This window comes from Mycobacterium sp. IEC1808 (assembly GCF_002101935.1).
In the GTDB taxonomy this organism is placed as follows: domain Bacteria; phylum Actinomycetota; class Actinomycetes; order Mycobacteriales; family Mycobacteriaceae; genus Mycobacterium.
Map to the genome: position 1 here is coordinate 49,248 of NZ_LQPV01000016.1, position 25,730 is coordinate 74,977.

Annotated in this window: 26 protein-coding genes; 14 read left to right on the forward strand and 12 right to left on the reverse strand. The window is 67.4% G+C overall.

Going from position 1 to position 25,730, the window contains the following annotated elements; genetic code table 11:
- Window positions 1-4 precede the first annotated feature (4 nt).
- Complete coding sequence (locus AWB92_RS10010) at window positions 5-925, forward strand: TIGR03619 family F420-dependent LLM class oxidoreductase (RefSeq protein WP_085185208.1); 921 nt, start codon at window positions 5-7, stop codon at window positions 923-925.
- A 76-nt stretch (window positions 926-1,001) separates the two neighbouring features.
- On the opposite strand, the gene AWB92_RS30460 is transcribed toward AWB92_RS10010, so the two are convergent.
- The gene (locus AWB92_RS30460) at window positions 1,002-1,610 is read right to left on the reverse strand and encodes a chitin-binding protein (protein WP_142282032.1); all 609 of its coding nucleotides are present in this window, start codon (window positions 1,608-1,610) and stop codon (window positions 1,002-1,004) included.
- 209 nt (window positions 1,611-1,819) lie between these two features.
- On the opposite strand from AWB92_RS30460, the gene AWB92_RS10020 reads away from it, so the two are divergent.
- The 3 genes from AWB92_RS10020 to AWB92_RS10030 all read left to right on the forward strand — a co-directional run bounded on the left by AWB92_RS10020 (window position 1,820) and on the right by AWB92_RS10030 (window position 4,999).
- Window positions 1,820-2,533 carry a VIT family protein gene (locus AWB92_RS10020; RefSeq protein WP_085185346.1) on the forward strand — a complete coding sequence of 238 codons (714 nt, stop codon included), beginning with the start codon at window positions 1,820-1,822 and terminating at the stop codon, window positions 2,531-2,533.
- 130 nt (window positions 2,534-2,663) lie between these two features.
- Window positions 2,664-3,443 carry a thioesterase family protein gene (locus AWB92_RS10025; protein ID WP_142282038.1) on the forward strand — a complete coding sequence of 260 codons (780 nt, stop codon included), beginning with the start codon at window positions 2,664-2,666 and terminating at the stop codon, window positions 3,441-3,443.
- Window positions 3,440-4,999, forward strand: a complete 1,560-nt coding sequence (locus AWB92_RS10030) for an AMP-binding protein (protein ID WP_085185210.1) — start codon at window positions 3,440-3,442, stop codon at window positions 4,997-4,999. Before AWB92_RS10025 ends, AWB92_RS10030 begins: the two co-directional genes overlap by 4 nt.
- A 5-nt stretch (window positions 5,000-5,004) precedes the next feature.
- On the opposite strand, the gene AWB92_RS10035 is transcribed toward AWB92_RS10030, so the two are convergent.
- Entirely contained in the window at window positions 5,005-5,625 is a 621-nt protein-coding gene (locus AWB92_RS10035; protein WP_068181233.1) for a TIGR03085 family metal-binding protein, read from the reverse strand.
- 92 nt (window positions 5,626-5,717) lie between these two features.
- On the opposite strand from AWB92_RS10035, the gene htpG reads away from it, so the two are divergent.
- Together htpG and AWB92_RS10045 are read left to right on the forward strand one after the other, a co-directional pair.
- A complete protein-coding gene (gene htpG, locus AWB92_RS10040) occupies window positions 5,718-7,640 on the forward strand; it encodes a molecular chaperone HtpG (protein WP_085185211.1) in 1,923 nt (640 codons plus the stop codon).
- 67 nt (window positions 7,641-7,707) lie between these two features.
- Complete coding sequence (locus tag AWB92_RS10045) at window positions 7,708-7,923, forward strand: hypothetical protein (protein ID WP_085185212.1); 216 nt, start codon at window positions 7,708-7,710, stop codon at window positions 7,921-7,923.
- A gap of 1 nt (window position 7,924) precedes the next feature.
- Here AWB92_RS10045 and AWB92_RS10050 read toward each other — a convergent pair whose 3' ends face one another.
- Complete coding sequence (locus AWB92_RS10050) at window positions 7,925-8,680, reverse strand: GntR family transcriptional regulator (protein ID WP_085185213.1); 756 nt, start codon at window positions 8,678-8,680, stop codon at window positions 7,925-7,927.
- 94 nt (window positions 8,681-8,774) lie between these two features.
- Here AWB92_RS10050 and AWB92_RS10055 point away from each other — a divergent pair, with 94 nt between their 5' ends.
- A complete protein-coding gene (locus AWB92_RS10055) occupies window positions 8,775-10,076 on the forward strand; it encodes an MFS transporter (protein WP_085185214.1) in 1,302 nt (433 codons plus the stop codon).
- 10 nt (window positions 10,077-10,086) lie between these two features.
- On the opposite strand, the gene AWB92_RS10060 is transcribed toward AWB92_RS10055, so the two are convergent.
- The 3 genes from AWB92_RS10060 to AWB92_RS10070 all read right to left on the reverse strand — a co-directional run bounded on the left by AWB92_RS10060 (window position 10,087) and on the right by AWB92_RS10070 (window position 14,017).
- Window positions 10,087-11,724 carry an NRAMP family divalent metal transporter gene (locus AWB92_RS10060; protein ID WP_241523416.1) on the reverse strand — a complete coding sequence of 546 codons (1,638 nt, stop codon included), beginning with the start codon at window positions 11,722-11,724 and terminating at the stop codon, window positions 10,087-10,089.
- Window positions 11,721-13,013, reverse strand: coding sequence for a CBS domain-containing protein (locus AWB92_RS10065; protein ID WP_241523427.1), 1,293 nt, complete (start codon window positions 13,011-13,013; stop codon window positions 11,721-11,723). The genes AWB92_RS10060 and AWB92_RS10065 overlap by 4 nt, the downstream gene beginning before the upstream one ends.
- A 257-nt stretch (window positions 13,014-13,270) precedes the next feature.
- Window positions 13,271-14,017, reverse strand: coding sequence for a sensor domain-containing protein (locus AWB92_RS10070; protein WP_085185215.1), 747 nt, complete (start codon window positions 14,015-14,017; stop codon window positions 13,271-13,273).
- A 131-nt stretch (window positions 14,018-14,148) separates the two neighbouring features.
- Here AWB92_RS10070 and AWB92_RS10075 point away from each other — a divergent pair, with 131 nt between their 5' ends.
- On the forward strand, window positions 14,149-14,508 hold the full coding sequence (locus AWB92_RS10075; protein ID WP_085185352.1) for a VOC family protein: 360 nt from the start codon (window positions 14,149-14,151) through the stop codon (window positions 14,506-14,508).
- Here AWB92_RS10075 and AWB92_RS10080 read toward each other — a convergent pair.
- Both AWB92_RS10080 and AWB92_RS10085 read right to left on the reverse strand, forming a co-directional pair.
- Window positions 14,479-15,357 carry a DMT family transporter gene (locus AWB92_RS10080; protein WP_085185216.1) on the reverse strand — a complete coding sequence of 293 codons (879 nt, stop codon included), beginning with the start codon at window positions 15,355-15,357 and terminating at the stop codon, window positions 14,479-14,481. The two genes, AWB92_RS10075 and AWB92_RS10080, sit on opposite strands and share 30 nt — an antisense overlap.
- An 89-nt stretch (window positions 15,358-15,446) precedes the next feature.
- Complete coding sequence (locus AWB92_RS10085) at window positions 15,447-15,839, reverse strand: MauE/DoxX family redox-associated membrane protein (RefSeq protein ID WP_085185217.1); 393 nt, start codon at window positions 15,837-15,839, stop codon at window positions 15,447-15,449.
- Window positions 15,840-15,994: 155 nt separating this feature from the next.
- Between AWB92_RS10085 and AWB92_RS10090 the strand changes: the two genes are divergently transcribed.
- Window positions 15,995-17,170, forward strand: a complete 1,176-nt coding sequence (locus tag AWB92_RS10090) for a thiolase family protein (RefSeq protein ID WP_085185218.1) — start codon at window positions 15,995-15,997, stop codon at window positions 17,168-17,170.
- 4 nt (window positions 17,171-17,174) lie between these two features.
- On the opposite strand, the gene AWB92_RS10095 is transcribed toward AWB92_RS10090, so the two are convergent.
- Complete coding sequence (locus tag AWB92_RS10095; protein ID WP_085185219.1) at window positions 17,175-17,789, reverse strand: hypothetical protein; 615 nt, start codon at window positions 17,787-17,789, stop codon at window positions 17,175-17,177.
- Window positions 17,790-17,891: 102 nt separating this feature from the next.
- Between AWB92_RS10095 and AWB92_RS10100 the strand changes: the two genes are divergently transcribed.
- Window positions 17,892-18,632: a 3'(2'),5'-bisphosphate nucleotidase CysQ gene (locus AWB92_RS10100; RefSeq protein WP_085185220.1), complete on the forward strand. Its 741-nt coding sequence runs from the start codon at window positions 17,892-17,894 to the stop codon at window positions 18,630-18,632.
- Between the two features lie 14 nt (window positions 18,633-18,646).
- On the opposite strand, the gene AWB92_RS10105 is transcribed toward AWB92_RS10100, so the two are convergent.
- Entirely contained in the window at window positions 18,647-19,093 is a 447-nt protein-coding gene (locus AWB92_RS10105; RefSeq protein ID WP_085185221.1) for a hypothetical protein, read from the reverse strand.
- Window positions 19,094-19,286: 193 nt separating this feature from the next.
- On the opposite strand from AWB92_RS10105, the gene AWB92_RS10110 reads away from it, so the two are divergent.
- Window positions 19,287-20,318 (forward strand): amidohydrolase family protein, encoded by a 1,032-nt coding sequence (locus AWB92_RS10110; RefSeq protein ID WP_085185222.1) that lies wholly within the window; start codon window positions 19,287-19,289, stop codon window positions 20,316-20,318.
- Between the two features lie 6 nt (window positions 20,319-20,324).
- Here the strand turns inward: AWB92_RS10110 and AWB92_RS10115 are convergent, their stop codons facing one another.
- Window positions 20,325-21,230, reverse strand: coding sequence for a haloalkane dehalogenase (locus tag AWB92_RS10115; RefSeq protein WP_068112394.1), 906 nt, complete (start codon window positions 21,228-21,230; stop codon window positions 20,325-20,327).
- A gap of 110 nt (window positions 21,231-21,340) precedes the next feature.
- Between AWB92_RS10115 and AWB92_RS10120 the strand changes: the two genes are divergently transcribed.
- The gene (locus tag AWB92_RS10120; protein WP_085185223.1) at window positions 21,341-22,069 is read left to right on the forward strand and encodes a DUF2652 domain-containing protein; all 729 of its coding nucleotides are present in this window, start codon (window positions 21,341-21,343) and stop codon (window positions 22,067-22,069) included.
- A gap of 144 nt (window positions 22,070-22,213) precedes the next feature.
- Here AWB92_RS10120 and AWB92_RS10125 read toward each other — a convergent pair whose 3' ends face one another.
- Window positions 22,214-23,407 (reverse strand): MalY/PatB family protein, encoded by a 1,194-nt coding sequence (locus AWB92_RS10125; protein ID WP_085185224.1) that lies wholly within the window; start codon window positions 23,405-23,407, stop codon window positions 22,214-22,216.
- 134 nt (window positions 23,408-23,541) lie between these two features.
- On the opposite strand from AWB92_RS10125, the gene AWB92_RS10130 reads away from it, so the two are divergent.
- Both AWB92_RS10130 and AWB92_RS10135 read left to right on the forward strand, forming a co-directional pair.
- Entirely contained in the window at window positions 23,542-24,534 is a 993-nt protein-coding gene (locus AWB92_RS10130; protein WP_085185225.1) for an LLM class flavin-dependent oxidoreductase, read from the forward strand.
- Window positions 24,531-25,727, forward strand: coding sequence for a cytochrome P450 (locus AWB92_RS10135; protein ID WP_085185226.1), 1,197 nt, complete (start codon window positions 24,531-24,533; stop codon window positions 25,725-25,727). The genes AWB92_RS10130 and AWB92_RS10135 overlap by 4 nt, the downstream gene beginning before the upstream one ends.
- The last annotated feature ends 3 nt before the right edge of the window (window positions 25,728-25,730 follow it).

Below are 25,730 nucleotides of genomic sequence, written 5' to 3' on the forward strand. Positions count from 1 at the left end.
GCAAATGAAGTTCGCCTTCCCGCTACCGCACATGCTGCGCCTCAAGGCGATCAGCCAGCCCTGGGAGGCCGGCGTCACCGGCGCCGATCAGACCCGAACGGCCAAGCGCGCCGAAGCGATGGGCTACGACATGATCGCGATCCCCGAGCACTACGTCATCCCCACCGACCACGTCGAGCTGTCGGGCCCGCATTACCTTTCAGCGACCGTCGCGCAGGCCTACATCGCGGGAGCCACCGAGAAGATTCGGCTGAATTCGTGCGTCACGATACTGCCGCTGCAGCACCCGATCGTGCTCGCCAAGGCGCTGGCGACCGCCGACTGGATGAGCAGTGGGCGGATGATGGTGACCTTCGGAGTCGGTTGGCTCGAGCGCGAATTCGACGTCCTCGGCGTGCCCTTCCGCGAACGCGGCCGCATCGCCGACGAGTACCTCGAGGCGATCATCGAGCTGTGGACCAGCGACTCGCCCCGTTACGAGGGCCGTTACGTGTCGTTCCAGGACATGGCGTTCGAGCCCAAACCCGTTCAGAAACCGCATCTTCCGGTATGGATCGGTGGCGACGCCGATGCCGCGCTGAAGCGCGCGGCGCGATTCGCGTCCGGGTGGTGGCCGTTCTTGACCCCGCCGGAAAAGATTGCCGAGCGGCTCGAGTTCATCAAGGTTCAACCCGCCTACGACGGGCGCCCGTTCGAGGTGATGCACGGGCTGGGCACCAACCGCGTCGGCGAGGGACATCGCGCCGTCAGCGATCCACACGCGCCTCCCGGCATGAGCGCGCAGGAGATCGTCGACCGCCTGAATTGGCTCGCCGAGCAGGGGGTGACCTTCAGCGCGGTGCCCGTTCCCGCCGTCCGCGGGGTCGACGAGTACCTCGACTACGCCCAGTGGGTCATCGAGGAGATCAAACCCAAAGTGGCCTAGGCTCGACCGATCCCGACCGATCCCGCCGATGCCCGCCCCGCCGGTCGGCGAGACGGGCATCGGGCCGGTCGGCCTGTTACAGCGGAATCCAGACCCCGAAGAACCAGAACCCCCACTGGTTGAAGCCGGGATCCCAGACGGGCGTCTCGTCGTAGCCGTAGTAGTGGATGGGGCCATACCCCCACGGGCCGCCGGGTGGCGGCAGCGGCCGATCCCACGCCGGCCGCGGCGGTGGACCGTATCCCCAAGGTCCGGGCCCGTCGCCCCACGGGGCGCCGTGGAAGTAGCCGCGCTGCGGGTCGCCATGCCAGGGACCGCCCGGACCGCCGGGTCCACCGGGTCCGCCGGGATGGTCCGGACCGCCGGGTCCACCGGGTCCGCCGGGATGGTCGGGACCGCCGGGTCCGCCCGGGCCGCCAGGCCCGCCGGGACCACCCGGTCCATCGCGGTGATCGGGTCCGCCGGGACCACCCGGAGGACCACCAGGCCCGCCCGGGCCACCCGGTCCGCCCGGGTCATTCGGCCCCGCCGGGCGGTGATCCCCGGGCGCCGGGCCGCCGTGGTTACCGGGCGCCGGCGGAGGCGCTCCCGGAGCGGCGAACGCCGACCCGGCGCCCATGCCCAACGCGGCGGCGCCGAGAGCGCCGGCGATCGTTCCCCCCGCGATCAATTGCTTTAATTTCATAGTCCTTCACCTGTCCATAAGTGAGTTCCTAGAACCCCCCAACAACCCACACGTTAGATAGCGCGTCTATGGATTAGCTGTGACGGGCCCATGCGCGACGTTTGGGCGGCGACAAGTCACCGAGAACGGCGAATGAGGCAAGGCCGCGCTCGCTTTGGCAAGCCTATATTTGCTGGTCGGAAGCCATTTCGCCGTATATGGTTGCGGACGTGTCGACTACCTCCCACCCGGCCGAACCCCATGTGGGTTCGGTCTCGTCGAGGCTGAATTGGCTGCGCGCCGGCGTGCTGGGCGCCAACGACGGGATCGTGTCCACCGCGGGCATCGTCGTGGGCGTCGCGGCGGCGACGGTAGAACGCGGCCCGATCTTGACCGCCGGCGTCGCCGGTCTGGTCGCCGGGGCCGTGTCGATGGCGTTGGGCGAATACGTCTCGGTCAGCACGCAACGCGACACCGAGCAGGCGCTGCTGACCAAGGAAATGCAGGAGTTGCGCGACGACCCGGCCGCCGAATTGGACGAACTGGCCGAGCTTTACGAGGCCAAGGGTCTGTCACCGGCGACGGCGCGCACCGTGGCCGAGGAACTCACCGACCACAATCCCTTCGTCGCCCACGCCGAGGTCGAACTAGGTATCGACCCCGACGAGCTGACCAATCCCTGGCAAGCGGCGATGTCCTCGGCGCTGTCGTTCACCGTGGGCGCGTTGTTGCCGTTGATCGTCATTCTCTTGCCGCCGACGGCATGGAGAATCCCTGCCACTGTCGTCGCGGTGCTGCTGGCCTTGGTGCTGACGGGTGCGGTGTCGGCGGGACTGGGCGGCGCGCCGCAGGGCCGGGCGGTGGCCCGCAACGTCATCGGCGGTGGGCTCGCGTTGGCGGTCACCTACGCGATCGGACACCTGGTGGGCGCCGCGATCGCATAATCCTCTCGGCTGGACTGGAAACAGAAACTGTAATATCAACTGTTGCCGTCCTGACGAGAAAGAGCGTGCTTTGACCGAAACCAATATCGCGCCGGATGACGTTGATTCCGCGGCGCAGGCGCCGTACTTTCTGCGCGACGAAAACCGTTTTGTGCCAAACGGAATCGCGCGGGGCGGTTGGGGCCCGTCGCTGAGTGGACACGTCGTGGGCGGTCTCTTGGGGTGGGCCGCCGAACGCGCGGTGGACGATCCGCAACTGCAACCCGCGCGGCTGACCGTCGACCTACCCGCGCCCACCGCGCTCGAACCGATCGAGGTCCACACGCAGGTGCACCACGATCGCCGGCGACTGCGGCTCGTCGAGATCGTCCTCACCCAGCGCGGTACGCCTGTCGCGCGGGGGAGCGCATTGTTTCTGCGGCGCGGCCCGCAGCCCGAGGGGGATGTGTGGTCACCGACCGTGCAGATGCCGCCGCTACCCATCGACGACGGCCCCGCGCCGTCGCTTTTCATGCGCACCTACGGCTGGGGCACCGAGATTCAGAACCCCGATCCCGATTGGCCGGACTCGGGACCGAAATACACCTGGCTGCACGAGACCCGTGCGCTGATCGACGGCGAGCCGCTCACCCCTTTCACCCGCGCGGCCATGGGCGCGGACATCACGGCCTCACTGGCCAATTGGGGCACAAACGGTTTGCAGTTCATCAACGTCGACTACACCCTGACGCTGACCCGGCTGCCCGAAGGACCCCACATCGGGCTGGCCTCACTCACGCATTACAGCCACGACGGCGTCGCCACCGGCTCGGCCGTCCTCGTCGACCACCGCGGACCGATCGGCAGTTCCGTGTCGGTTGCCATCGCGCACTCCGGATTTCGGCCGATCACCGCGCCACCGGCCGGATGAAGGACCTCACCTACTGGGCATTGATCGCCGAGGCCGCGCGGCGAAGACCGGACCTGCCGCTGCTCGCCGACGAGTATGGGCGCAGCCTGACCGCACGTCAGTTCCGCGACGCCGCGTGCGCGACGGCCGCCGCGTTCGCCGAACGGGGGATAGGCGCGGGAACCGTGGTGTCCTGGCAGCTGCCGACGACGCTGGAAACCGCCGTCGTCATGGCGGCGCTGGCCCGACTCGGCGCGGTCCAGAACCCGATCATCCCGATACTGCGTGAACACGAGGTCGGCTTCATCACCGCCCAGCTGTGTACCGAATTCCTTGTGGTGCCTGAGTTTTGGCACCGATTCGACTACGGTGGCCTGGCGCGGGCTCTCGCCACGGACCGGGGCTTCCGCGTCATCACCGTCGACCTGGCGACGCCACCCGCGGCCGGTGAGCTTCGGCTGCCCCGCGCGAGCGCCGATGCCCTCGGCCCGCCGCGGGGACCTACCGGCGACGCGCGATGGATCTACTACTCGTCCGGAACCACCGCGGCCCCCAAGGGGATTCGCCATACCGATGCGTCGGTGATGGCGCCCGCCGCGGGCTTGGCGGAAAAGATGGGCATCACCGCCAGCGACGTGGATCCCATCGGCTTTCCCTTCGCCCACATCGGCGGTGCCGTGATGCTGGCCGTCGGGCTGATGACCGGCATGCGGTTAGCGCTGTTCGAGGTATTCGACCCGGCCACCACGCCGCTGTCCATCGCCGCCCACAACCCGACTTTTCTGGGCATGGCGACACCGTTCTTCCTGGCGTTCCTCGAGGCCCAACGCGACCACGGCGACGAGCCGCTGTTCCCGTTCGTGCGGGGCTGCCTGGCCGGCGGCGCGCCGATCACCCCCGAACTGGGCCACCAGGTCCGCGAAACCTTCGGTGTGGCCGGCATCGCGAACGCATGGGGCCTCACCGAGTTTCCGGTCGCGACCTCACCGCCGCTGACCGGGGCGCCGGAGGTGCTCGACCACACCGTCGGCGCGCCGGGACCCGGGGTCAGCGTCCGGGTCGTCGACGCAGGAATTGAACTGCCCGCCGGGCGAGAGGGTGAGCTGCGGCTCAAGGGACCCCAATGCTTCCTCGGCTACGCCGACGCCGCGCTCGACGCCGACGCGTTCGACGCCGAAGGATGGTTGCGCACAGGCGATCTCGGGCTGATCGACGAGAATGGCAACGTCCGCGTCACGGGCCGGATCAAGGATGCGATCATCCGCAACGCCGAGAATGTCTCGGCCCAGGAAGTCGAAAACGCGCTGGCCACCCATCCCGCTGTCGCCGACGTCGCGGTCGTCGGAGTACCCGACCCGCGCACCGGCGAGCGCGTCTGCGCCGTGGTGGTACCCGCATCGAGTGACGACGTGTCGCTGGAATCCCTGGTGCAGCACTGCCATTCGCAGGGGTTGAGCCGCTACAAACACCCCGAGCGCCTGGTGATCGTCGATGCGCTGCCGCGCAACCAGTTCGGCAAGGTGATCAAGAAGGAGCTGCGCGAAGCCCTCGCCAGCGGTCGTCTGCAGACTTGGTAGTCCGGCTACAACCCCTTGGGCGCGTCGCGGACCGCTTGCACCGCCGCCGGGTCGCCGTCGAACTCGACCCGAGCCTCCCGGCCGACGGAGAACAGCAGCAGCTCCTCGGGCGGACCGGTCACCACGACCGCCGGGCCGGAGCCGGCCGTCAGCACCGTCTTGCCCCCGGGCGTGCGCAACGCCACCCGGCCCGGGACCTTTCCGAGGGTGACCCGGGCCATCAGCGACAGCGTGCGACGCAGCGCCCGGCACATCCCTTGCTCCAGCACGCGGGGCTCCCAGGCCGGCTGCGCGCGGCGCACGTCCTCGTGGTGGATGAACATCTCGGCGACGTTGGCCACCGGGTCGAGCAGGATGAACGGTGAGTAGACGGGCGGGCCGGACGCGATTTTGTCCACCAACTCGTCCCAGTCGTTCTTCGATGCCGCCTCTTCCTGCACCTTGGCGGTGTGCGCCGCGAAGAACGGGATCATGATGCCCGCGGCGGCGTCGGGCCGGTACTCCCGGATCACCAGGTGGGCGGCCAGGTCTCGCGTCTTCCAGCCCTCGCACAAGGTGGGCGCCTCGGGGCCGACGGCCCGCATGGTCGCGACGAGGGCGGCGCGTTCGCGCTGAGCAACGGACATGGGTTCAGGGTAGGGCCAGCCCGCGGGCATGGACCAACCGCACCTCGGTAAATTTGCACCGTCGTGTCAGGAAGGAAAGTGCAGGGAGTGTCATGAACGCGCGTGTCGAGCAGTTGGAGTTTCAGGCCGAGGCCCGGCAACTGCTGGATTTGATGGTCCATTCGGTCTACTCCAACAAGGACTCGTTTCTGCGGGAGCTGATCTCGAACGCCTCCGATGCGCTGGACAAGCTGCGCCTGGAAGCGTTTCGCAACAAAGACCTCGACGTCGACACCTCCGACCTACATATCGAGATCGACGTCGACAAAAGCGCACGAACGCTGACCGTCCGCGACAACGGCATCGGGATGACGCGCGAGGAAGTGGTGGACCTGATCGGCACCCTGGCCAAGTCCGGCACCGCCGAGCTGCGCCAACAGCTCCGCGACGCCAAAAATGCGGCGGCCTCCGAGGAACTGATCGGCCAGTTCGGCATCGGGTTTTACTCGAGCTTCATGGTCGCCGACAAGGTCGAGCTGCTGACCCGCAAGGCCGGCGAGAGTGCCGCCACCAGGTGGGAATCCAGCGGCGAGGGCACCTACACCATCGAATCCGTGGACGACGCACCGCAGGGAACCTCGGTCACGCTGCACCTCAAGCCCGAAGACGCCGAGGACGAGCTGCACGACTACACCGCGGAGTGGAAGATCAGGCACCTCGTCAAGCGGTACTCCGACTTCATCTCCTGGCCCATCCGGATGGAGGTCGAGAAACGCACACCGGGCGAAGACGGTGGCGAGGAGACCGTCACCCTCGAGACCGAGACCCTCAACTCGATGAAGGCGCTGTGGGCCAGGCCCAAGGAGGAGGTCTCCGCCGAGGAGTACAACGAGTTCTACAAGCACATCGCCCACGCCTGGGACGACCCGCTCGAGGTCATCGCGATGAAGGCCGAGGGCACCTTCGAGTACCAGGCCCTGCTGTTCATCCCGTCGCACGCCCCGTTCGACCTGTTCGACCGGGACTTCCACGTCGGGATCCAGTTGTACGTCAAGCGCGTGTTCATCATGGGCGATTGCGACGAGCTGCTGCCGAAATATCTGCGCTTCGTCAAGGGCGTCGTCGACGCACAAGACTTGTCGCTCAACGTATCTCGCGAAATCCTGCAGCAGGACCGGCAGATCAAGGCGATCCGTCGCCGCCTGACCAAGAAGGTCCTGTCCACGATCAAGGAGCTGCAGTCCGAGCGGCCGGAGGACTACCGCACCCTGTGGACCCAGTTCGGCAGGGCCATCAAGGAAGGGCTGCTGTCCGACGCCGACAACAAGGACATGCTGCTGCAGGTGTCGTCGTTCGCCTCCACTCACAGCGACGAGGAGGCCACCACCCTGGCCGAGTACGTCGAGCGGATGAAGGAGGGCCAGCAGCAGATCTTCTACGCCACCGGCGAGACGCGCCAGCAGCTGCTGAAGTCACCGCACCTCGAGGCGTTCAAGGCCAAGGGCTACGAAGTCCTGCTGCTCACCGACCCGGTCGACGAAGTGTGGGTGGGGGTGGTCGACGAGTTCGACGGCAAACCGCTGCAGTCGGTGGCCAGGGGCGAGGTGGACCTCGACGACGAAGAGGGCAAGAGCGAGGCCGAGCGCGAGGAGCAGGAGAAGGAGTTTGCCGACCTGCTGACCTGGCTCAAAGAGACCCTGAGCGAGCACGTCAAGGACGTGCGGCTGTCGACGCGCCTGACCGAATCGCCGGCCTGCCTGATCACCGACGCCTTCGGGATCACCCCGACGCTGGCGCGCCTCTACCGCGCCACCGGGCAGGACGTTCCGGTCGGCAAGCGGATCCTTGAGCTCAACCCGAATCATCCGCTCGTCACCGGCCTGCGGGACGCGCACAAGGACCGCGCCGACGACCAATCGGTCGCCGAGACCGCCGAACTGCTCTACGGCACAGCGCTTCTCGCCGAAGGCGGCGCGCTCGACGATCCGGCGCGCTTCGCCGAGCTGCTCGCGCAGCGTTTGGCGCGAACGGTTTGAGCGTTTTCCGGTGGCCAGGGTCGGCTAATTGCGATTGAATTTCCCCCGGAAGGGATAATCACAGCGCATGGCCAAGTTCCGGATCATCGACCCACATGGCGGGATTGTGGCGACCAAGGATTTCGAGAGCGCCGAGGCCGCATACGTGTGGTTCACCGACGCCGTCGCGGGCAGCACCGAGCTGGGCTGGCGCATGGAGGTCGACGACGCGGGGCGCTGGGCATTCTTCGATGACACCGAAGGCTTCACCGCCCCGGCGAGCCGCCGTCCGTTTCGGCGCTGAATTACGCGCCCTTTTCTCGTCCCGATTCGGCATCCGCGGTTGAGCCGACCACATTGGTGTTTTCGCCGAGAACGCGGTGGAGCAGCTCGCCGGTGCCGAGCAGGTGCCGGGTGACCAGCGACTGCGCGCGCTCGACATCACCCCGGCGCACGGCCCGCAGCAGCGCCGCGTGTTCGCGGTCGGACTCGCCCTTGTAGGACGGCAGCCCGAACTTGAGCCGCAGGTAACGCTCGCCGCGCTCATGCAGCATGCCGATCAGCGCCAGGAGTTGTGGGCGCGCGGCCGGCTCGTAGAGGCTCATGTGAAAGGCCTCGTTGCGTGCGACGTACAGCGACGGCTCGGTTTCGGCCGCGGCCGCCTTGCACAGCGCCTCGCAGTGGCGCAGCGTGTCCGCCGTGTGAGCGGGTATCGCCAGCCCGATGGCGAGGCTCTCGAGGGCGGCGCGGATCTCGTACACCTCGCGCGCCTCGCCGGCCGCCAACGGGGCCACCGTCGCCCCCTTGTTCATCTCCACCTTGGCCCAGCCTTCGCTCTCCAGCTGGCGCAGGGCCTCGCGAACCGGGATGGCGCTGACCGAGAAGTGCCGCGCGATGGCGTCCTGGCGCAGCGGTGCCCCGGGGGCGAGGGTGCCGTCGACGATCGCGGCGCGCAGCGCGTTGGCGATCAACCGCGACGTGCTGCCGCGTTCCGCCAGCGAGAGCGCCGTCGGTAACGCGCCCAACACATTGTCCGACGGAGTGCGACCTGTTACGCTCATCACTATATTATATACAATGTGATGCCGGCCGACGCTAGACCGGCTCGCGTATGCGAATTCCGACAGTCGTTCTACCAGTGCCAACGGAGGCGAGATGACGTCAACGACGGAGCCGGCAAGCCTCGCCAGGCGTCGCACACCGCTCAATCGCTCCCAGATCGCGGGGTTCTGGGGCGCATGGACGGGCTGGACGCTCGACGGAATGGATTCGTTCATCTACGCGCTCGTGCTCGCGCCTGCGCTGACCGAGTTGTTGCCCCGTTCGGGTTTCGCCGCGACGTCGACCAATGTCGGTCTCGCGGGATCGATCCTGTTCGCCCTGTTCCTGGTGGGCTGGGGCCTGTCGTTCATCTGGGGGCCGATCGCGGACCGCTTCGGGCGCACCAAGGTGCTGGCCGCGACGATCTTTACCTTCGCCATCTTCACCGGGCTTTCGGCCGCGGCGCAAAACGTCTGGGAGCTGGCGATTTTCCGCTTCGTCGCGGGCGTCGGCATCGGCGGCGAATGGGCGCTGGCGGGGACTTACGTGGCCGAAGCTTGGCCCGAGGACCGGCGCAAGATGGGGGCGGGCTATCTGCAGACCGGCTACTACGCCGGGTTCTTTCTGGCGGCGGCCTTGAACTACACGATCGGCGTCCATTTCGGTTGGCGCGCAATGTTTCTGACGGGCGCTGTGCCGATCGTCGTCGCGATCCTGATCCTCACGCGGGTGAAGGAGACGGAGAAGTGGGAGAAGCTGGAGGCTCAGCCCAAGGCCCGCGTGAAGCCGCTGCGCGAGATTCTTGGGCCGCGCTACCGGCGTCGCACCTGGGTGGCCTGCGCGCTGCTGACGATCGCGATCGTGGGCCTGTGGGCCGGCGCCGTCTACGAACCCACCGCCGTGATTCAGTTGGCGCAGCACGCGGGCTTCGATAAGGCGGGCGCGACCAGGACGGCGTCCTGGGCCACGGGCCTGTTGTCCATCGGCACCATCCTGGGGTGTCTGATCGTGCCGGTGCTCTCCGAGCGCATCGGGCGCCGAAAGACGCTGGCGATTTACTTTGCGGGGATGGCCGTTTCGATCGTCGGCAGCTTCGGGTGGGCGTTCTATCTGCCCAACGGGCTCGCACCGTTCATCGCGTGGCTGTTCGTGCTCGGGTTCTTTGGCGGCAACTTCGCGATCTTCAGCCTCTGGTTGCCCGAGCAGTTCGAGACGCGTGTGCGCGCAACGGCGTTCGCGTTCTGCACGTCGTTCGGCCGTTTCGTCGGCGCGGGTGTGAACTTCCTGCTGGGCGCGGCGGTGCTGCACCTGCATACCCTGGGACTACCGGTCGCTTTGACGGCCACCGTGTTCGTGATCGGGCTTTTCATCATTCCGTTTGCGCCCGAGACGCGGGGCGAGGCGCTGCCCCAATAAGGGGCGAGACTCAGCGGCCGAGCTGGACGGCTTTGACCACTAGCAGCAGCGCGCCGACGACCAAGTAGCTGCGCAGCGCGATCATGCCGAGCCGGGTGCCGGGGGACCAGGTGACCGGTTCGAGCAGCGTCAGCGGCGGCATCCGCCAGGTGTTGCGGTCGACGGGACGTGCCGGCTCCTTGGGGGCCGGCGCGGCGGGCTGGCCGCGGGCCATCCAGCGCAGGGCCGGCACCGCGGCGGCGGCGAGTATGACCAGTGCCAGCGAAAGGTAACCGGCCACGGCGACCACGTCGATGTGGGGGAACAGGGTGGTGGCCATCAGGATGCCGGAGAGCAACAGCAGGATGCCGACGATCAGCCCCGCAACCCAGTTGAGCCAGCGACGATTGACCCAGGGCCCCAATACTTCCCGGTCGTTGCACAACAACAGCAAAAACACGCTGGCGCTGGGCAACAGCAGGCCGGCGAGGGCCTGCACGGCGGTGGTGATCAAGCCCAGCGGGGCACCGGGGATGAGCACGATGGCCGCGGCGAGCGCCACCATCGCGGTGTAGGACAGGTAGAACTGCTTGGCGTCGGCGAACCCGCGGTGCAGCGAATGCTTGAGGCCGAAGACGTCGCCGAAGGCGTAACTGGTGGCCAGCGTCACCGCGGCCGCGCCGATGATGGAGGCGTCCATGAGCACGATGGCGAAAAACGCGCCGAGCGTCCCGCTGTGCTGGCCGAGCAGGTGCGCGATGGCCCCGGCGTCGGTGAAGCCGCCCACGGTGTTGGTTGAGCGCGCCGCCCAATCGCCGGTAATCACCAGGGCCGCGGCGCCGACGATCACGACGAAGGCCCCGATCACGGTGTCGGCGCGCTCGTAAGCCATGAACCGCGGCGTGATCCGTTTGTCGACGACGTTGGACTGCTGGAAGAACAGCTGCCAGGGCGCGACGGTGGTGCCGACGATGGCGATGATCAGCAGCACCGCATCCGAACTGACCCCGCCCGAGATGCTCGGCACCACAAACGACTTCGCCGCATGCGCCCACTGCGGGTGCGACATGAACAGCATCGGGATCTGCAGCAGGGTGACGGCGATGAAGATGAACATCGCCCGCTCCCAGCGCCGGAAGCTGCCGCTGGCCATGATCGCGACCAGCGCAACCGCCGAGATGGGCACCACAACGTATTTGGAGATGCCGATGTAGTCGGCGGCCAGCGTAATGCCGATGAACTCGGTGACGATCGTCAGGAAGTTGAGCAGGAACAGGTCGCCGACGGAAAACCAGCCCCAGCCGCGGCCGAAGCGTTCATTGATCAGCCGGGCGTGACCGACGCCGGTCACCGCACCGAGCCGGACCACCATCTCCTGGTTGACGATGAGCACCGGGATGAGCAGCAGCAGCACCCACAACAGGGAGTAGCCGTAGTTCTGGCCGGCCTGCGTGTAGGTGGCGACCCCGCCGGCGTCGTTGTCGCCGACCATCACGATGATCCCGGGGCCGACGATCGCCAGCAGCGTCAGCAGCCGGGTCTTCCACGTCCGCGGGTGGTCGGCCTCGCTGAGCTTGACGCGCCCGAACGCACCCTCGATGTCGCCCAGGTGTGCGGTGTCGAGCACCGCGCTGAGCCCCTGTTTGGTCTCGTCCGCGTCCGACGTCACGGTGCCTGGCCTCCAGGGGCGTGGCTGTCGGCCGGTTCGGTGATTTCACGCACCGGACGGGGGGCGGGCTCGCGTCGGCGCCAGTCCTCGGGGATGGTCGCTTCCAAGACGTCGTCGACGGTCACCACGCCGAGCACGCGGTCCTCCTCGTCGACGACGGGAATGGAGTAGAGGTTGAAGTCGGCCATCAACAGCGCGATGTCGGTCAGGTCGGCGTCGGCGCTGACGCACACCGGGTCCGAATCCATCAGCGCGCCAACACTTTCGACGGGATCCGCCTGCAACAGGGTGATCACCGACACCACACCGGCCAGCCGTTCGCCTTCATCGAGGACGTGCACCTTGATCAATGCCTCCGGCTGGACGGTGCGCGCGGCCGCGATCAGGGCCAGCGCCGTGCCGGCGGTGGCGGTGGCGGCGCACGAGACGAAGTCGACGTTCATCAACCCGCCGGCGCTTTCGGGGTTGAACCCCATCAGGGTGATCACCTTGGTGCGCTGCGGGGCGGGCATCAGCTCCAGCACGCGCCGACGCCGCGACTGGCGCAGGTCGGCGATCGCGTCGGCGGCGTCGTCGGCGCGCATCCGGCCCAACAGCGCGGCGACCTCGTCGTCGGGCATGCCGTCCAGGAGCCGGCTGGCCTTGTCGGGGTCCAGCTCCTCGAAGACGTCGGCTTCCAATTCCGGGTCGCTGCGCACCCGGTCGAGGATTTCGCCGCCTTCGGTCTTGTCGGCCTCCTCGAGCAGGTCGGCGATCTCGGCGGCCTTGAACTCGCCAAACCGGTCTGACAGCCGCCGCACCGCGTCGGAGCCACCGTGGCCGATTAGCGGTTCGAATGCCTTCCAATCGCGTGCCGCATGCCCGCCGGAATGCTTGATCAGGCCGAACAACGTCGGCGGCCGGCGGGTGTCCAGCCGCGCAACCACCCACCCGTCGCCGGTGTCCTCGAGCTCGACGTCGTACGCGCGCACCAAGTCCGCGGCGGCCACATCGATCAACCGATGGCCCAACACGTCGGCGCGCAACAGCACCTCACCGTCGCGGCGCTCGAACCCGCGGAGGTCAACTTTGTTCTTGGTCAAGACGATTCGCTTCGGCGCGAACTCTTCGATGGATTTGGTGCCGATGAATACCCGACGGCCGCCGACCCCCGCCACGATCCCGGTCACCGCCGGATAGTCGTCGGCGCCCCGCAGTCGCACGATCACGTCCTCGACGCGGCCCACGGCCTCACCGGCGCGGGCCACCACCGGCGCGCGCAGCAGTTCGGAGAGGTGAATCACCGGCAGCCCCCCGCGGGGCTTGGCCGTCTCTGATGCGCTCACTTGTCCTCCTCAACGCTGTGCGACAGTCGCCCGCAGGATGCCATCTGCGGGTACGGCTTACAACCAGGTTCGGTGATGGCGCAAGTATCGTGTCTCGACGGGTTCGGCCGCCAGAGCGTACGCCGCTACCGCGGGGGATAGCTACACCCAACAGGTGAACGGCGGGTTGCGATCGGGGAATGCAACCTACCCGAGCTTCCTAAAACGCTTGTACGAGTGTGCTATTGCTTGTCGACCTTGCCGGCGATCTGGTTGGCGACGGTGACGGCCAGGTCCCCGGGGTCCTTGCGGCAGGCGTCGACGTCGATCACGACGTTGTTGCGCACCGTCAGCGCCCGCTGGCAGCTCTGGGACAGCGTGGTGCCGTTCTTGGTCGCGGACACGTTCGTGGTGGTGCTCAAAACCCCGTTGGCGTTGGAGACCGCTCCCACCTTCCATTGGATTTCGGGGGAGTCCGCGTCGGCGGGAATCGTGCCCTGGCGGTTGGCGCAGTCGGGCCAGCGCTGGGTGGAGGTGGTGAAGAAGGCGCTCGCCTCCTTGGCGGAGGGGAACAACACCACCACTTCGGTCACCTCGGGGTCGGGATCGTTCGAATTCGGCGGAAGCGGGGTGGTGCCGCGTTCCCGGTGAACCGCCGTGTTCCCGCTGCCGGCATAGACGGGGGCCTCGCCCGGATGCTGAATGTAAAGGCATTCGGCTGGAAACTTGTACCCCTGCGGGTAGTTGGTCGTGCTGTCGTCCGGCAGCGTGTCGAACTTGTCGCCGACGGTGGTTCCGGTGGCGCCCACCGCGCTGTCGATCTCGGCCGGGGTCAACATCAGATTCGGCAGCGCCGCCTGGGCCAGCGGCGGCTTCGACGGGGTGGTGGTCGTCGTCGACGACGAGGCGGTGCCGCCGCCGCCGCTGCTGCAGGCTGCGGCCAGTATCCCGACGACGGCCACGGTGACCGCGGTTATCTGCTTGCGCATGATTGAGCGCCCTTCGTGCTTGAGTCGGCTCCTCAAGCGTTCCGCGCACCCCCACGCGTCGGCTATTCAGAGGTGATTTGCGGGTGGAGCATACGACAGCGCTTTTGCTGCCACACTGGGGTGTGCCCGAAATCGCATTCGACTCTGTGTCCCCGATCGTGCCCGTCCAAGATCTGGACGTCGCGCTCGAGCGCTGCCGCAAACTCGGATTCGACGCGCGCGCCTACGAGGGCCCGGAGCGCTACGGGTTCGTCGACCGCGGCTGTGTCTCGATCCACCTCACCGAATCGGCCGAACACGATCCGCTGCGTACGGCGTCCAGTGTGTATCTGTACGTTAGCGACGCCGACGCCGTTTACGCAGAGTGGGCGGCGCTGGAAGGCCTCGCCGGCCGGCTGATCGAACCGCAGGAAACGCCCTACGGGCTAAGGGAATTCGCTTATGTCGATCCCGACGGGACCCTACACCGGATCGGTTCGCGGAACATCTGATTCCGTCGCCTGGCTGCGCGCCAGCGCCACCGTCGCGGCGATCATCACCGCGACCGATACGCCAAGCGCGACCATGCCGACCTTGTTGGTGCGAAGCGTCTCACCCAGCACCGTTACGCCGAGCACCGATCCCACGATCGGTTCCGCGACGGTGACCGCGGGGAGCGACGCGGTCAGCGAGCCGGCCCGAAACGCCGACTGCTCCCAGGCCGTCGCCGCGAGCCCCAGCACCGCCCAGATGTACAGCTCGGGTGCGCGCAGCAGCGCCGGGACGCCGTTGCCGAGCTGGTCCACGACTCCCTTCGTCAGCACCGTGAAAACGCCCCACAGCGATGCCGACATCAGTCCCAGCAGCAGCGCGCTGACCCAACCCGAAAACATCTGGGCGCCAATCACACACAGGAACAGGCAGGGGCCCAGGACCAAGCCCACGACGATCCACGTCCGAACCGACCCGCGCGGCACCCCGGCCTGCGGGTTGCCGACCGTGACCACGACCGTGACCGCGGCGGCCAGCAGCACGGCCCAAATCCCTTGCCACCGAGTGATTCTGCGATGGTTGGCCGCCGCGCTGATGAGCAACGCGAACAGCAGGGAGGTCACCGACAGCGCCTGCACCAACACCACGGAACCCAGGCCGAGCGCCGCGGCCTGCAATCCGAACCCCGCGGCGGCCACCAGGCTGCCCGTCCACCATCGGCGGTCGCGCAGCAGCCGGCGAAACAGCGCGAGGGTGCCGACCGGCTTGTCGGTGACCTGTTGCGCGGATCGCTGCTCGAGGACATCGCCGATGCCGATCATGAACGCAGCGCCGATCGCGAGCAGCGCCGCGATGCCCGTCCTGCCCACGAGGACCTCCTGGGTAGTCCGCCAATCTTCGCCGAGCGTGTAACCAGCGCGGAAAATCAGCCGGATGCACGCTCGGTGAATGCACCGCGCTAGCTGTTGCGCCTGATCTTGAGCGCGGTGGTGATCATCGGAATCTGCAGCGGCAGCCGGGCCAGCGCGGCGATCCGCATCGGCCAGGGCTTGCCCCACCACAAGCGGCACATGTTGACGTTCGCCGGGAACACGCAGACGAACAGCACAGCGGCGGCCAACGCGGCCAGCCGCCGGGTGCGCCGCGGCACCAGCAGGGCACCCACGGCAATCTCGGCGACACCGGATGCGTAGGTATAGAACCGGGCGTCGCCGGGAAGTTCGGCGGGCACGATGTCGTCGAAGGGTTTGGGCGCCAGGAAGTGGACGGTGCCAACGCCCATCAACATCGCCGCAACCCGATATGCGGTCGTCCGGGTCGTATCACGTTCCACGAGGGGTGTGGTGGTCATTGCGGGAGCCTAACGCCAGGGCGGACCACTGCGGAATCCTTCGCTGCGGCGTTACGCTTGACGCGGTTCGTGTAAACTTATCTCATTACTATTGCTCCTACAGTATTTGATACGATTCGCGGCGTCTGTCCGCCCACCGCAACGAGGTTGAAAACATGGCCACACCCGTGATCGTCGGAGCCACCAGGACGGCGATCGGCCGCTCCTTCAAGGGCGCGCTCGTCAACACGCCGCCCGAGACGCTGATCACCACGGTGCTTCCCGAGGTGGTGCGCAGGTCGGGCATCGACCCCTCGGCCATCGACGACATCATCTTCGCCGAATCTCACTACGGTGGTGGGGATTTGGCGCGTTACGCGGCCGCCGCGACCGGCATGGAGGACATTCCCGGCCAGGCGGTGAACCGGCACTGCGCGGGCAGCCTCACCGCGATCGGCAACGCCGCGGCCCAGATCGGCTCCGGGATGGAGCGGGCGCTGATTGCCGGCGGAGTGCAGTCGCTGTCCATGACGCCGCTGATGAACCAGCGCATTCCCGGGCCCGAGCTGAAGTTCGAGGAGCGCTGGCTGCCGCCGACGCACGTCGAGACCCCCGACGCGCCGACGAAGGACATGTCGATCACCGTCGGGTGGAACACGGCGCAGACGGTCGGCATCAGCCGCGAGGAGATGGACGCCTGGGCGGCTCGGTCACACGAGCGCGCCATCGCGGCCATGGACGCCGGGAAGTTCCTCGACGAGATCGTCCCGCTGAAGATCACCCAGGCCGACGGTTCGGTGACCGAGTTCTCGGTCGACGAGCATCCCCGCCGCGACACCACCATCGAGAAGCTCGCCGCCCTCAAGGTGCTGCACCCCGAGATCGAGGGATTTTCGATCACGGCGGGCAACAGCAGCGGAACCAACGACGCTGCCGCGGCGGTCGCATTGGTGGACCGCGACTACGCGCTCGCCGAGAAGCTGAACGTGATGGGCACGGTCCGGGCGTGGGCCGCCGTGGGCGTGCCGCCCCGGGACTGCGGCCTGGGTGCGGTCAAGGTGATCGGAAAGGTGCTGCAGCGCGCCGGGTTGTCGGTCGACGACGTGGCCCTGTGGGAGATCAACGAGGCGTTCGCCTCCGTGCCGATCGCCGCGTGCCGCGAGTACGGCATCGAAGAGGAGAAGGTCAACTTCTCCGGCAGCGGGTGCAGCCTCGGACACCCCATCGCGGCCTCGGGCGCGCGCATGGTCACCACGCTGGCCTACGAGCTGGCCCGGCGCGGCGGTGGCATCGGTGTCGCGGCGATGTGCGCGGGCGGCGGTCAGGGCGGCGCGGTCGTCATCGAGGTCTGACCGACTAGTTGCAGAACGTATAACCGATGAACTGTGCGTCGCGGGCGTTGGCGACCGAGTAATTGACGTAGTGCACCGCCGGCATCCCGTTGTACTGGGTGTTGGTTTTCTGCGCGGTGGGCGGTGGGACCGCCTTGGGGAAGGCCAAGATCAGATCGGCAAAGATCTTCAGCCCCGACTGACAGACCGCCTCGGGTCGCGGCGGCTGGGCGTTCCACGCGTGCACAACGACCGGATCGGTGAGCTGATATCCCGCGGCGCAATTGGGGTCACAAATCTTGAAGACCGCGGTGCCGGTCCCGTCGGCGCCCTGCGGTCCCCACGAGGTCCACGACATGTCTTGCAGCGCAACGGCAACGCTGGCGCATCCCAAAATGCTCAGTTTCTTCGGACGCTCGACCGGCGGGACCGACGGGTTGTAACAGCCCGGGATCGCGAAGCTGCTCGGTGGCGACGGCTGGGTGGTGGCCTGGCCCGGAGTGCTCCGGTGGCCAGTTAGAAGCTTCACGCTGACGAAGGCGAGTACACCGATCAGCAGCACAGCGAGGATGACACCCACGACCCCCAGGCGTCCCCCCGGAAACCGCAGCCGGCTCGATGACGAGACGTTGCCGCTCACGGTTACCAGGTTATTGCAGAAACGGCCGACCCGGGGGGCGCTGCCGCAAGAATCGTCGCACGGTAAATTTGGTCAACGCTACCAACTTATTGAGGATTGCCGATGGATGATCATGCTCTGGCGGCGCGGCTGGCCGCGGAGGCGGGACGGCTGCTGCTCGGGGTGCGCGAGCAATTCGCCGAGGCCGACGCCGGTGAGCGAAAAGCGTCGGGGGACAAGCGGTCCCACGACTTCCTGATGGAGGCTCTCTCCCGCGAGCGGCCCGACGACGCGGTGCTGTCCGAGGAGGGCGCCGACGATCCGGTGCGGTTGCGCTCGCAGCGGGTCTGGATCGTCGACCCGCTGGACGGGACGCGGGAATTCTCCGAGCTTGGGCGCGTCGACTGGGCGGTGCACGTGGCGCTCTGGCAGGACGGTGAGCTCGCCGCCGGCGCGGTGGCGCTGCCGGCCCAGGGAGTCACCTTGGCGACGCCACTCGTCGACGCGCCCCCGGTCCCACCGGACCAGCCGCGGATCGTGGTCTCGCGCACCCGGCCGCCGGCCATCGCCCTAGCCGTCCGCGACGCGCTGGACGGCGTCCTCGTCGAAATGGGTTCCGCCGGAGCCAAGGTGGCGTCGATCGTCCAGGGTCTGTCGGACGTCTACGTGCATGCGGGCGGCCAGTTCGAATGGGACTCGGCCGCCCCGGTCGCGGTGGCCCGCGCCGCCGGCCTGCACACCTCCCGCATCGACGGCTCGGCCCTGGCCTATAACCAACCGGACCCCAAGCTGCCCGACCTAGTGGTCTGCCGACCGGAATTGGCCGCGACGGTGCTGGCCGCGATACCGCCAGGCGCCGAGTAGTCGAGACGCCGGCCTCAAAAGGTCATTCGGCGCCGACGGCCCTTGGCCTCCTGGGTCCACTCCTGTTCGATGCGCCCGATCTCCAGCGAGAGCAGCGCGAGAGTCGGGTTGTCGCAATGCACTTCGTGGGCAGTGCGCAATGCCGCCGCATCGCCGGTGGTCGGCAGGTACGGCCGCAAGCCCTCGAACCATTCGTCGCCGACGACATTGGGCGGATCACCGGCTTGCGGGCCGCAAGCCCATTGCTGGTAGGCGTCCCGCGCGTTCGCCAAGCCGCTCCTCCAGCGTTGGATAGCGTCGCAGCGCTGGGCGTGGATGTGCATCTTCATCTGATGTTTGTTGTTGGTGCTCGAAACCATTCCCGGGAGCAAGTTATCGGCGGCGGACCTCGCGACGCCCGCGATGCCCATGGCCGACGCACCCACGACCGTGCCCATCAGGCCCATCGTTACCATGTCCATTCGCTGATCGTCGCACCCCGGGCGGCGACGGCCAAGGACTACCGCATTAACTCCGATCGGGTGAGATCGAGGGCGATGTCGACGAGACCACCCACGAGGGAATTAGCATCCTGAGGGCACACTCCAGAGGGCACCACGAGGAAGTCGCGCCGAACCTGGCCGGCGCGGGCATTTGATCGACAAGGGAGCAGCGATGTTGCGGATCGACACCCACCACCACGCCATCCCGTCCTTCTACCGAGACCTGTTGCGAAAGGCCAAGATCGACGAGGAGAGCGGCCGTGCGCTGCCGGAGTGGAGCCCCGAGGAGTCGCTGCAGACCATGGGCGAACTGAACGTCGCCACCGCGATCCTGTCGGTGTCCACGCCGGGCACCGCGTTCCTGCCGGACGCGAAGGATGCCGCCCCGCTCGCCCGCGACATCAACGACTACCTCGCCGAACTCGTCCGGGCCCAGCCCGACCGGTTCGGGTTCTTCGCGACCGTCCCAATGCCGCACCTCCGAGAGTCCGTCGACGAGGTCGCGAGATCCCTTGACGAGTTACACGCCGACGGGGTCGTGCTGCTCGCCAACAACGCGGGAACCTATCTGGGCCAGGACGGACAGAACGATCTGTTTGCGGCGCTGGATGCGCGCTCGGCGGTGGTGTTCATCCACCCCGCCAACCTGCCGGGCCCCGTCGTGGACGGCGTCCCACCGTTCGCGGCCGACTTCCTGCTCGACACCACTCGAGCGGCGTATTTGCTTGTCCGCAACGAGATTTGCCGCAAGTATCCCAACATCCGGTTCATCCTCAGCCACGCCGGCGGATTCGTGCCGTACGCGTCGCACCGCATGGCGCTCGGCATCCTGAGCGACACCGGACGGAGCCCCGCCGACAGCCTGGACGACTTCGCAAGCTTCTACTTCGACACCGCGTTGTCGTCGAGCGCCGCTGCGCTGCCCAGCCTGCTGGCCTTCGCGAAGCCGGGACACGTCACCTTCGGCTCCGACTGGCCCTTCGCTCCCGTCGCGGCCGGCAAGCTGTTCGCCGCGGGCCTGGAAACCTACCCGGGGCTCGACGCGGACGCCCGCACGGCGATCGAGCGCACCAACGCGCTCACGCTGTTCCCGCGTTTGGGGGCCGCGGAGCCGCCGGACACCGGGTCCGCCGTCGATCGGGCGCGCCACGCGGCCAGCAGGGTGTTGATGCGCGGCGTCACGCGGCTGATCAACAGCGGCTAGCGCCGTTCAGTGCAGCGCCTGCTGCCAGGACAGCACGCGTCGGGCCAGTTCGGGTCCGGCGTCTTCCTGGATGAAGTGGCTGGCCTTGATGCGGGCGTGCGGCTGGCCGGCTGCGCCCGGGATGTGCTTGATCAACGGGCGGTCCGCTTGTCCGAGGATGGGATCCCTGTTGCCGAAGATGGCCAGGCAGGGCTTGTCCCACTGGCCCAGGGTCTTCCACGCTGCGCGGTTGGCCGGGATCGCCGGGTCATACGGTGATGTCGGCACCAGCTGAGGGAACGCTCGGGCGCCGGCCTGATAAGTCTTGTCCGGGTAGGGGGCGTCGTAGCCCGCCCGCACCTTCGGGGGCACCCGGCGGACGGTGCCGAAGGCGACGATGAGTCCGGCGGGCAGCACCGGGGAGTAGCGGGCGAACGCCCGCCACAGGCGGAACGCCGGTGGCGTCGGCCGCTCGGCGGTGGGCAGGAATCCGTTCGCGACCACCAGCCGCGCGATCCGGTCGCCCTGCTCGGCGGCGATGCGCAGGCCGATCAACGATCCCCAGTCCTGCACGAACAGGGTGACGTCCTTCAGGTTGAGCCGCTCGAACCACGAGGTCACCCACTCGACGTGGCGCAGGTAGGTGTAATCCTCCATCCGGCTGGGCTTGTCGGAGCGGCCGAAGCCGATCAGATCGGGCGCGAGCACTCGGTTGCCGGCGTCGGCCAGCGGCGGAATCATCGTGCGGTACAGGTAGCTCCACGTCGGCTCGCCGTGCAGCAGCACGATCGGTGGGCCGTCGACCGGACCCTCGTCCAGGAAGTGCATACGCAGCGGCGGGGTGTCGCTTGCAGTCACGTCGATGTAGTTCGCTACGAACGGATAGCCCTCCAGGTTTTCGAATCGGGAGTCTGGGGTTCGCAGCACATCCATATTCGGCTCCTCCGGGGGTGAGACCTCTGCAAGCCTCTCGCGGCAGCGCGATTTCGTCCAGTGGCAGATTCATTGAGACGGTAGCTGGCAACAATTAAACTGCCCCCATCATGGCCATCCGGCAAGCGGTACTGCTCATCGCCGACATCGGCGGATACACCCACTACATGAGCTGGAACCGGACGCACCTGGCGCACGCGCAGCTAACCGTGGCCGGGTTGTTGGAAGCCGTCATCGACGCCGGCAAAGGGCTGAAACTCGCCAAGTTGGAGGGCGACGCGGCGTTCTTCTGGGCGCCCGACGGCAACGCCAAAGTGCTGGTATGCGAGCGGCTGTCGCGGATGCGCGAGGCTTTCCTCGCAAAGCGCGAGCGGTTCAAGGTGGACATCGCCTGTGACTGCGCGAGCTGCGGGCAGCTGGACAATCTGTCGCTGAAGTTCGTCGTGCACCAGGGCGAGGTCGCGGAGCAGAAGGTGAAACGCCACGTCGAACTCGCCGGGTTGGACGTCATCCTGGTGCACCGGATGCTGAAAAACTCGGTACCAGTTGTTGAGTACGTGTTGATGACCGATCCGGTTGCCGCATGCCTCGACGACCCGATGCGCGGGCTGTGCAAGCCGCTGGTCCACCACTTCGAGGGCATCGGGGACACCTCGACGCATTACATCGACCTCGCCACGTCGGAGGTGCCCGTCGTGCGGCCGCGGCGCAGCGGTTTCGGCCGGTTCGGCGCCACGGCCAAGTTGGAGCTGAGCGCATTGCCGTTCCTGTTGGGCATCAAGAAGCCCGCGGAGGGCTTCCGCAACCTGGACCGCGGTGCCGAGGACGTTCCCGTGTAGCCGAAAGTCGTTCGACGCTATCGGAAATCACATGAGTCACGTGAGTATCGTCAGCTGGTCATAAGGCGACTTCGTTTTGCGATATCACCGGCGATATCGAAAATACAACTCACCCATTGGCCCCGTCGCGCAACGGTTTTGCGCTCACCGGTTCAGGGACCGGCCCATTCGCGATATCGCTTCGGTGAGAATGGCTTTCGAAGTGGCGAAGTTCAACCGGACATGCCCGGCGCCGCCGGTGCCGAAGACGTGACCGGAGCTGAGCGCGACGCGGGCGTGGTCGCGGAACCAGCGGGCCGGCCCCGCCATGTCGGCCACCACCGCCAGCCCGTCGCCGGTCTCCTCGTCGAAACCGAGCTCGCGGCAATCGAGCCACGCGAGGTAAGTGCCCTGGGGCCATTGGTATTTCACGCCGGGAAGGTGCTCGGCGATCAGACTGCCCAGCAGCGTCCGGTTCGCGTCGAGGCCGTCGAGCAGTGCGTCGAGCCACTCGCCGCCGCTGCGGAACGCTTCGGCGTGGGCGATGACGCCGAGGTGGCTCGGGCCGTGGCTGACCTCTTCCGGCATCCGGCGCAGGTCCGCCGCCGCCTCCGGACCGGCAATGGCCAACGCCGCCTTCACGCCTGAGAGGTTCCACGCCTTGGAGGCGGACGTGAGGGCGAGTGCGTTCTCCGCGCCGGGCACGGTTAGGTAGGGTACGAACCGCGCACCCGGCAGGATGACCGGAGCGTGGATCTCGTCCGAGACCACCCGGACGCCGAACCGGCGGGCAAGATCGGCGACGGCGCGCAGCTCCTCGAACGTGTGCACCGACCCGGTCGGGTTGTGCGGATTGCACAGCAGGTACGCGACCCTGCCGCCCGACGCGCTTGCCCGGGCGAATGCGTCCGTCAAGGCGCCCAGGTCAATTCGGCCGTCGACACTAAGCGGCGCCTCGACCACCCGGCGGCCGTCGTGCGACACGAACGCGTAGAACGGCGCGTACACGGGCGGGTTGACGACGACGGCGTCGCCGCGGTCGGTGACCAGACGGAGCATTTCGACGGCGCCGAGCATGACGTCGGGAACGATCGCGGTGCGGCCGACCTGCAGGTCGTGCCATTGCCAGCGCTGGGAGGCGAATTCACTGACCGCCTCGGCAAACGCCGTGCCGCAGGGATATCCGGTGTCGCCGATGTCGATCGCCCTGCGCAGGGCCGCGGCCACCGTCGGCGGCAGCGTGACATCCATCTCCGCGACCCACAGCGGCAACACGTCGTCGGCGTGCGCGCGCCATTTCATGCTGGTGCGCAGCCGGAGTTGCTGCAGCGTGAGTTCCTCGAGCGGGTTAGCGGTCACCCCGGCAGACTAGGTGGCGAAGGCGCGCTTTGGAATCGGCAGTGCCGCGCCACGTCTTTGACTAACCGTTGACGCAGCTCTCGGCGGGCACGTACCGTACGCGATACAAATATTAGGTTGGCTAGGAGTCGCTAGTGTTCACGCTGCGCTTCGACATGCGCGCCCCCGCGTGGGGAGCGCCGCGAGTAGCGCTGTACGGCGCCGTGCCCGAAATGTGCGCGTGGGCCGAGGATCATGGCAGCCTCGCCGCGGTGTTCTGTGAGCATCACGGGTCCGAGGACGGCTACCTGCCGTCGCCGTTGTTGTTGGCGTCGTCCGTGGCCGCGAGGACGGAGCGCTTGGCGCTGAGTCTCATCCTCATCCTCCCGTTCTACGACCCGGTGCGCCTCGCCGAGGACATGGCGGTCCTCGACATCATCAGCAAGGGACGGGCGTCGTACATCCTGGCCCTGGGCTACCGGCCCGAGGAGTTCGAGCACTTCGGCGTGGCAATGCGCGGTCGCGGGCGGCTCGCCGACGAAAAGCTCGCGCTGCTGCGCTCGCTGCTGTCCGACGAGACGGTCAGCAAGGACGGGCGCCGGATCACCGTCACGCCGCGCCCGCACACCGCCGGCGGCCCGGGTCTGATGTGGGGCGGCGGGACCGTGGCGGCGGCCCGCCGGGCCGGCAGGTATGGCCTGGGCATGCTCGGCAACGCCAACGAACCAGGTATGCGGGAGGCCTACGAGGAGGCCTGCCGCGAACACGGTCACACGCCCGGCCCGACGATGTTCCCCAGCCGCGACACCCCCTCGGTCGTATTCGTCGCCGACGACGTGGAGCAGGCGTGGAAAGAGCTCGGCGAGCACCTGCTGCACGACGTGCGGACCTATGCCGCATGGAATCCCGGGGACGAGACGACGGCCGGCTTCTCGCACGTGAAGACCATCGATGAGCTGCGTGACAACCCGGCGTCGCACGTGATTATCTCTGTCCCGGAGGCGATTTCGCGGGTCCGCGCCGGCGAGATACTCAACCTGTCGCCGCTGTGCGGTGGGCTGCCACCGGAAGTCGCGTGGCCCTACCTCAAGCGCGTGGGCGAGGTCGTGCTGCCGGAGGCGCTGGCGGAGACGAAGACACCGCTATGACCGGGGCGAGCACGGCGAAGGTTTACTACGACCCCTTCGATTTCGAGATCGACGACGATCCGTACCCGATCTGGAAGCGGCTACGCGACGAGGCGCCGGTCTATTACAACGAGAAGTACAACTTCTACGCGCTGAGCCGCTACGAGGACGTCTCCCGCGAGCTGATGAACTTCGACACCTACCGGTCGGGCCGCGGCACCACGATCGAAATCATCAAGAGCGGCATCGAGGTTCCGCCCGGGATCATCCTCTTCGAGGATCCGCCGATCCACGATCTGCATCGCCGTTTGCTCTCAAAGGTTTTCACGCCGCGACGGATGGAGGCCATCGAACCGCTGACCCGCGCGTTTTGCGCACGCGCGCTCGACCCGCTGGTGGGTACGGGCACGTTCGACTTCATCGAGAATCTCGGCGCGATGGTCCCGATGCGCACGATCGGCTACCTGCTCGGCATCCCCGAAGAGGGCCAAGAAGCGATCCGCGACAAGGGCGGCCGTCAGCTCACCCTGAAAGAGGCGACGTTCCGGCCCGCCACGCAAGAATTCTTCGAACGCAGCTATGAGATGTTCGCCGACTACATCGATTGGCGGGTGGACCACCCGTCGGACGATCTGATGACCCAGCTACTCAACGCCGAGGTCGAGGACGGCGGCGAGGCCCGGCGGCTGACGCGGATCGAGGTGCTGCAGTACACCAGCATGATCGCCGGCGCGGGTAACGAGACGACGACGCGCCTGATCGGCTTCCTGGGCCAGCTGCTCGCCGAGCACCCCGACCAGCGCCGGGAGATCGTGGCCGATCCGTCGCTGATCCCCATGGCCATCGAGGAGACGTTGCGCTACGAGGCGCCCTCGCCGGTGCAGGCGCGGTACGTCGCCCGCGAGGTTTCAAGCCACGGCACGACTGTTCCCGAGGGCTCAATCATGTTGCTGGTCAATGGATCCGCCAACCGGGACGAGCGCAGGTACCCCGACGCCGACAAGTTCGACATCCACCGCGGCGACACCCACCTCAGCTTCGGCCACGGGCTGCACTTCTGCATGGGATCGGCCTTGGCGCGCATGCAGGCCCGCGTCGCGCTCGAGGAGGTCATCAAGCGCTGGCCGGACTGGGAAGTCGACTATGCCAACGCCGCCAAGGCGCACACGACCAGCGTGCGGGGTTGGGTGAAGCTGCCGGTGTTCACCGGGTAGGTT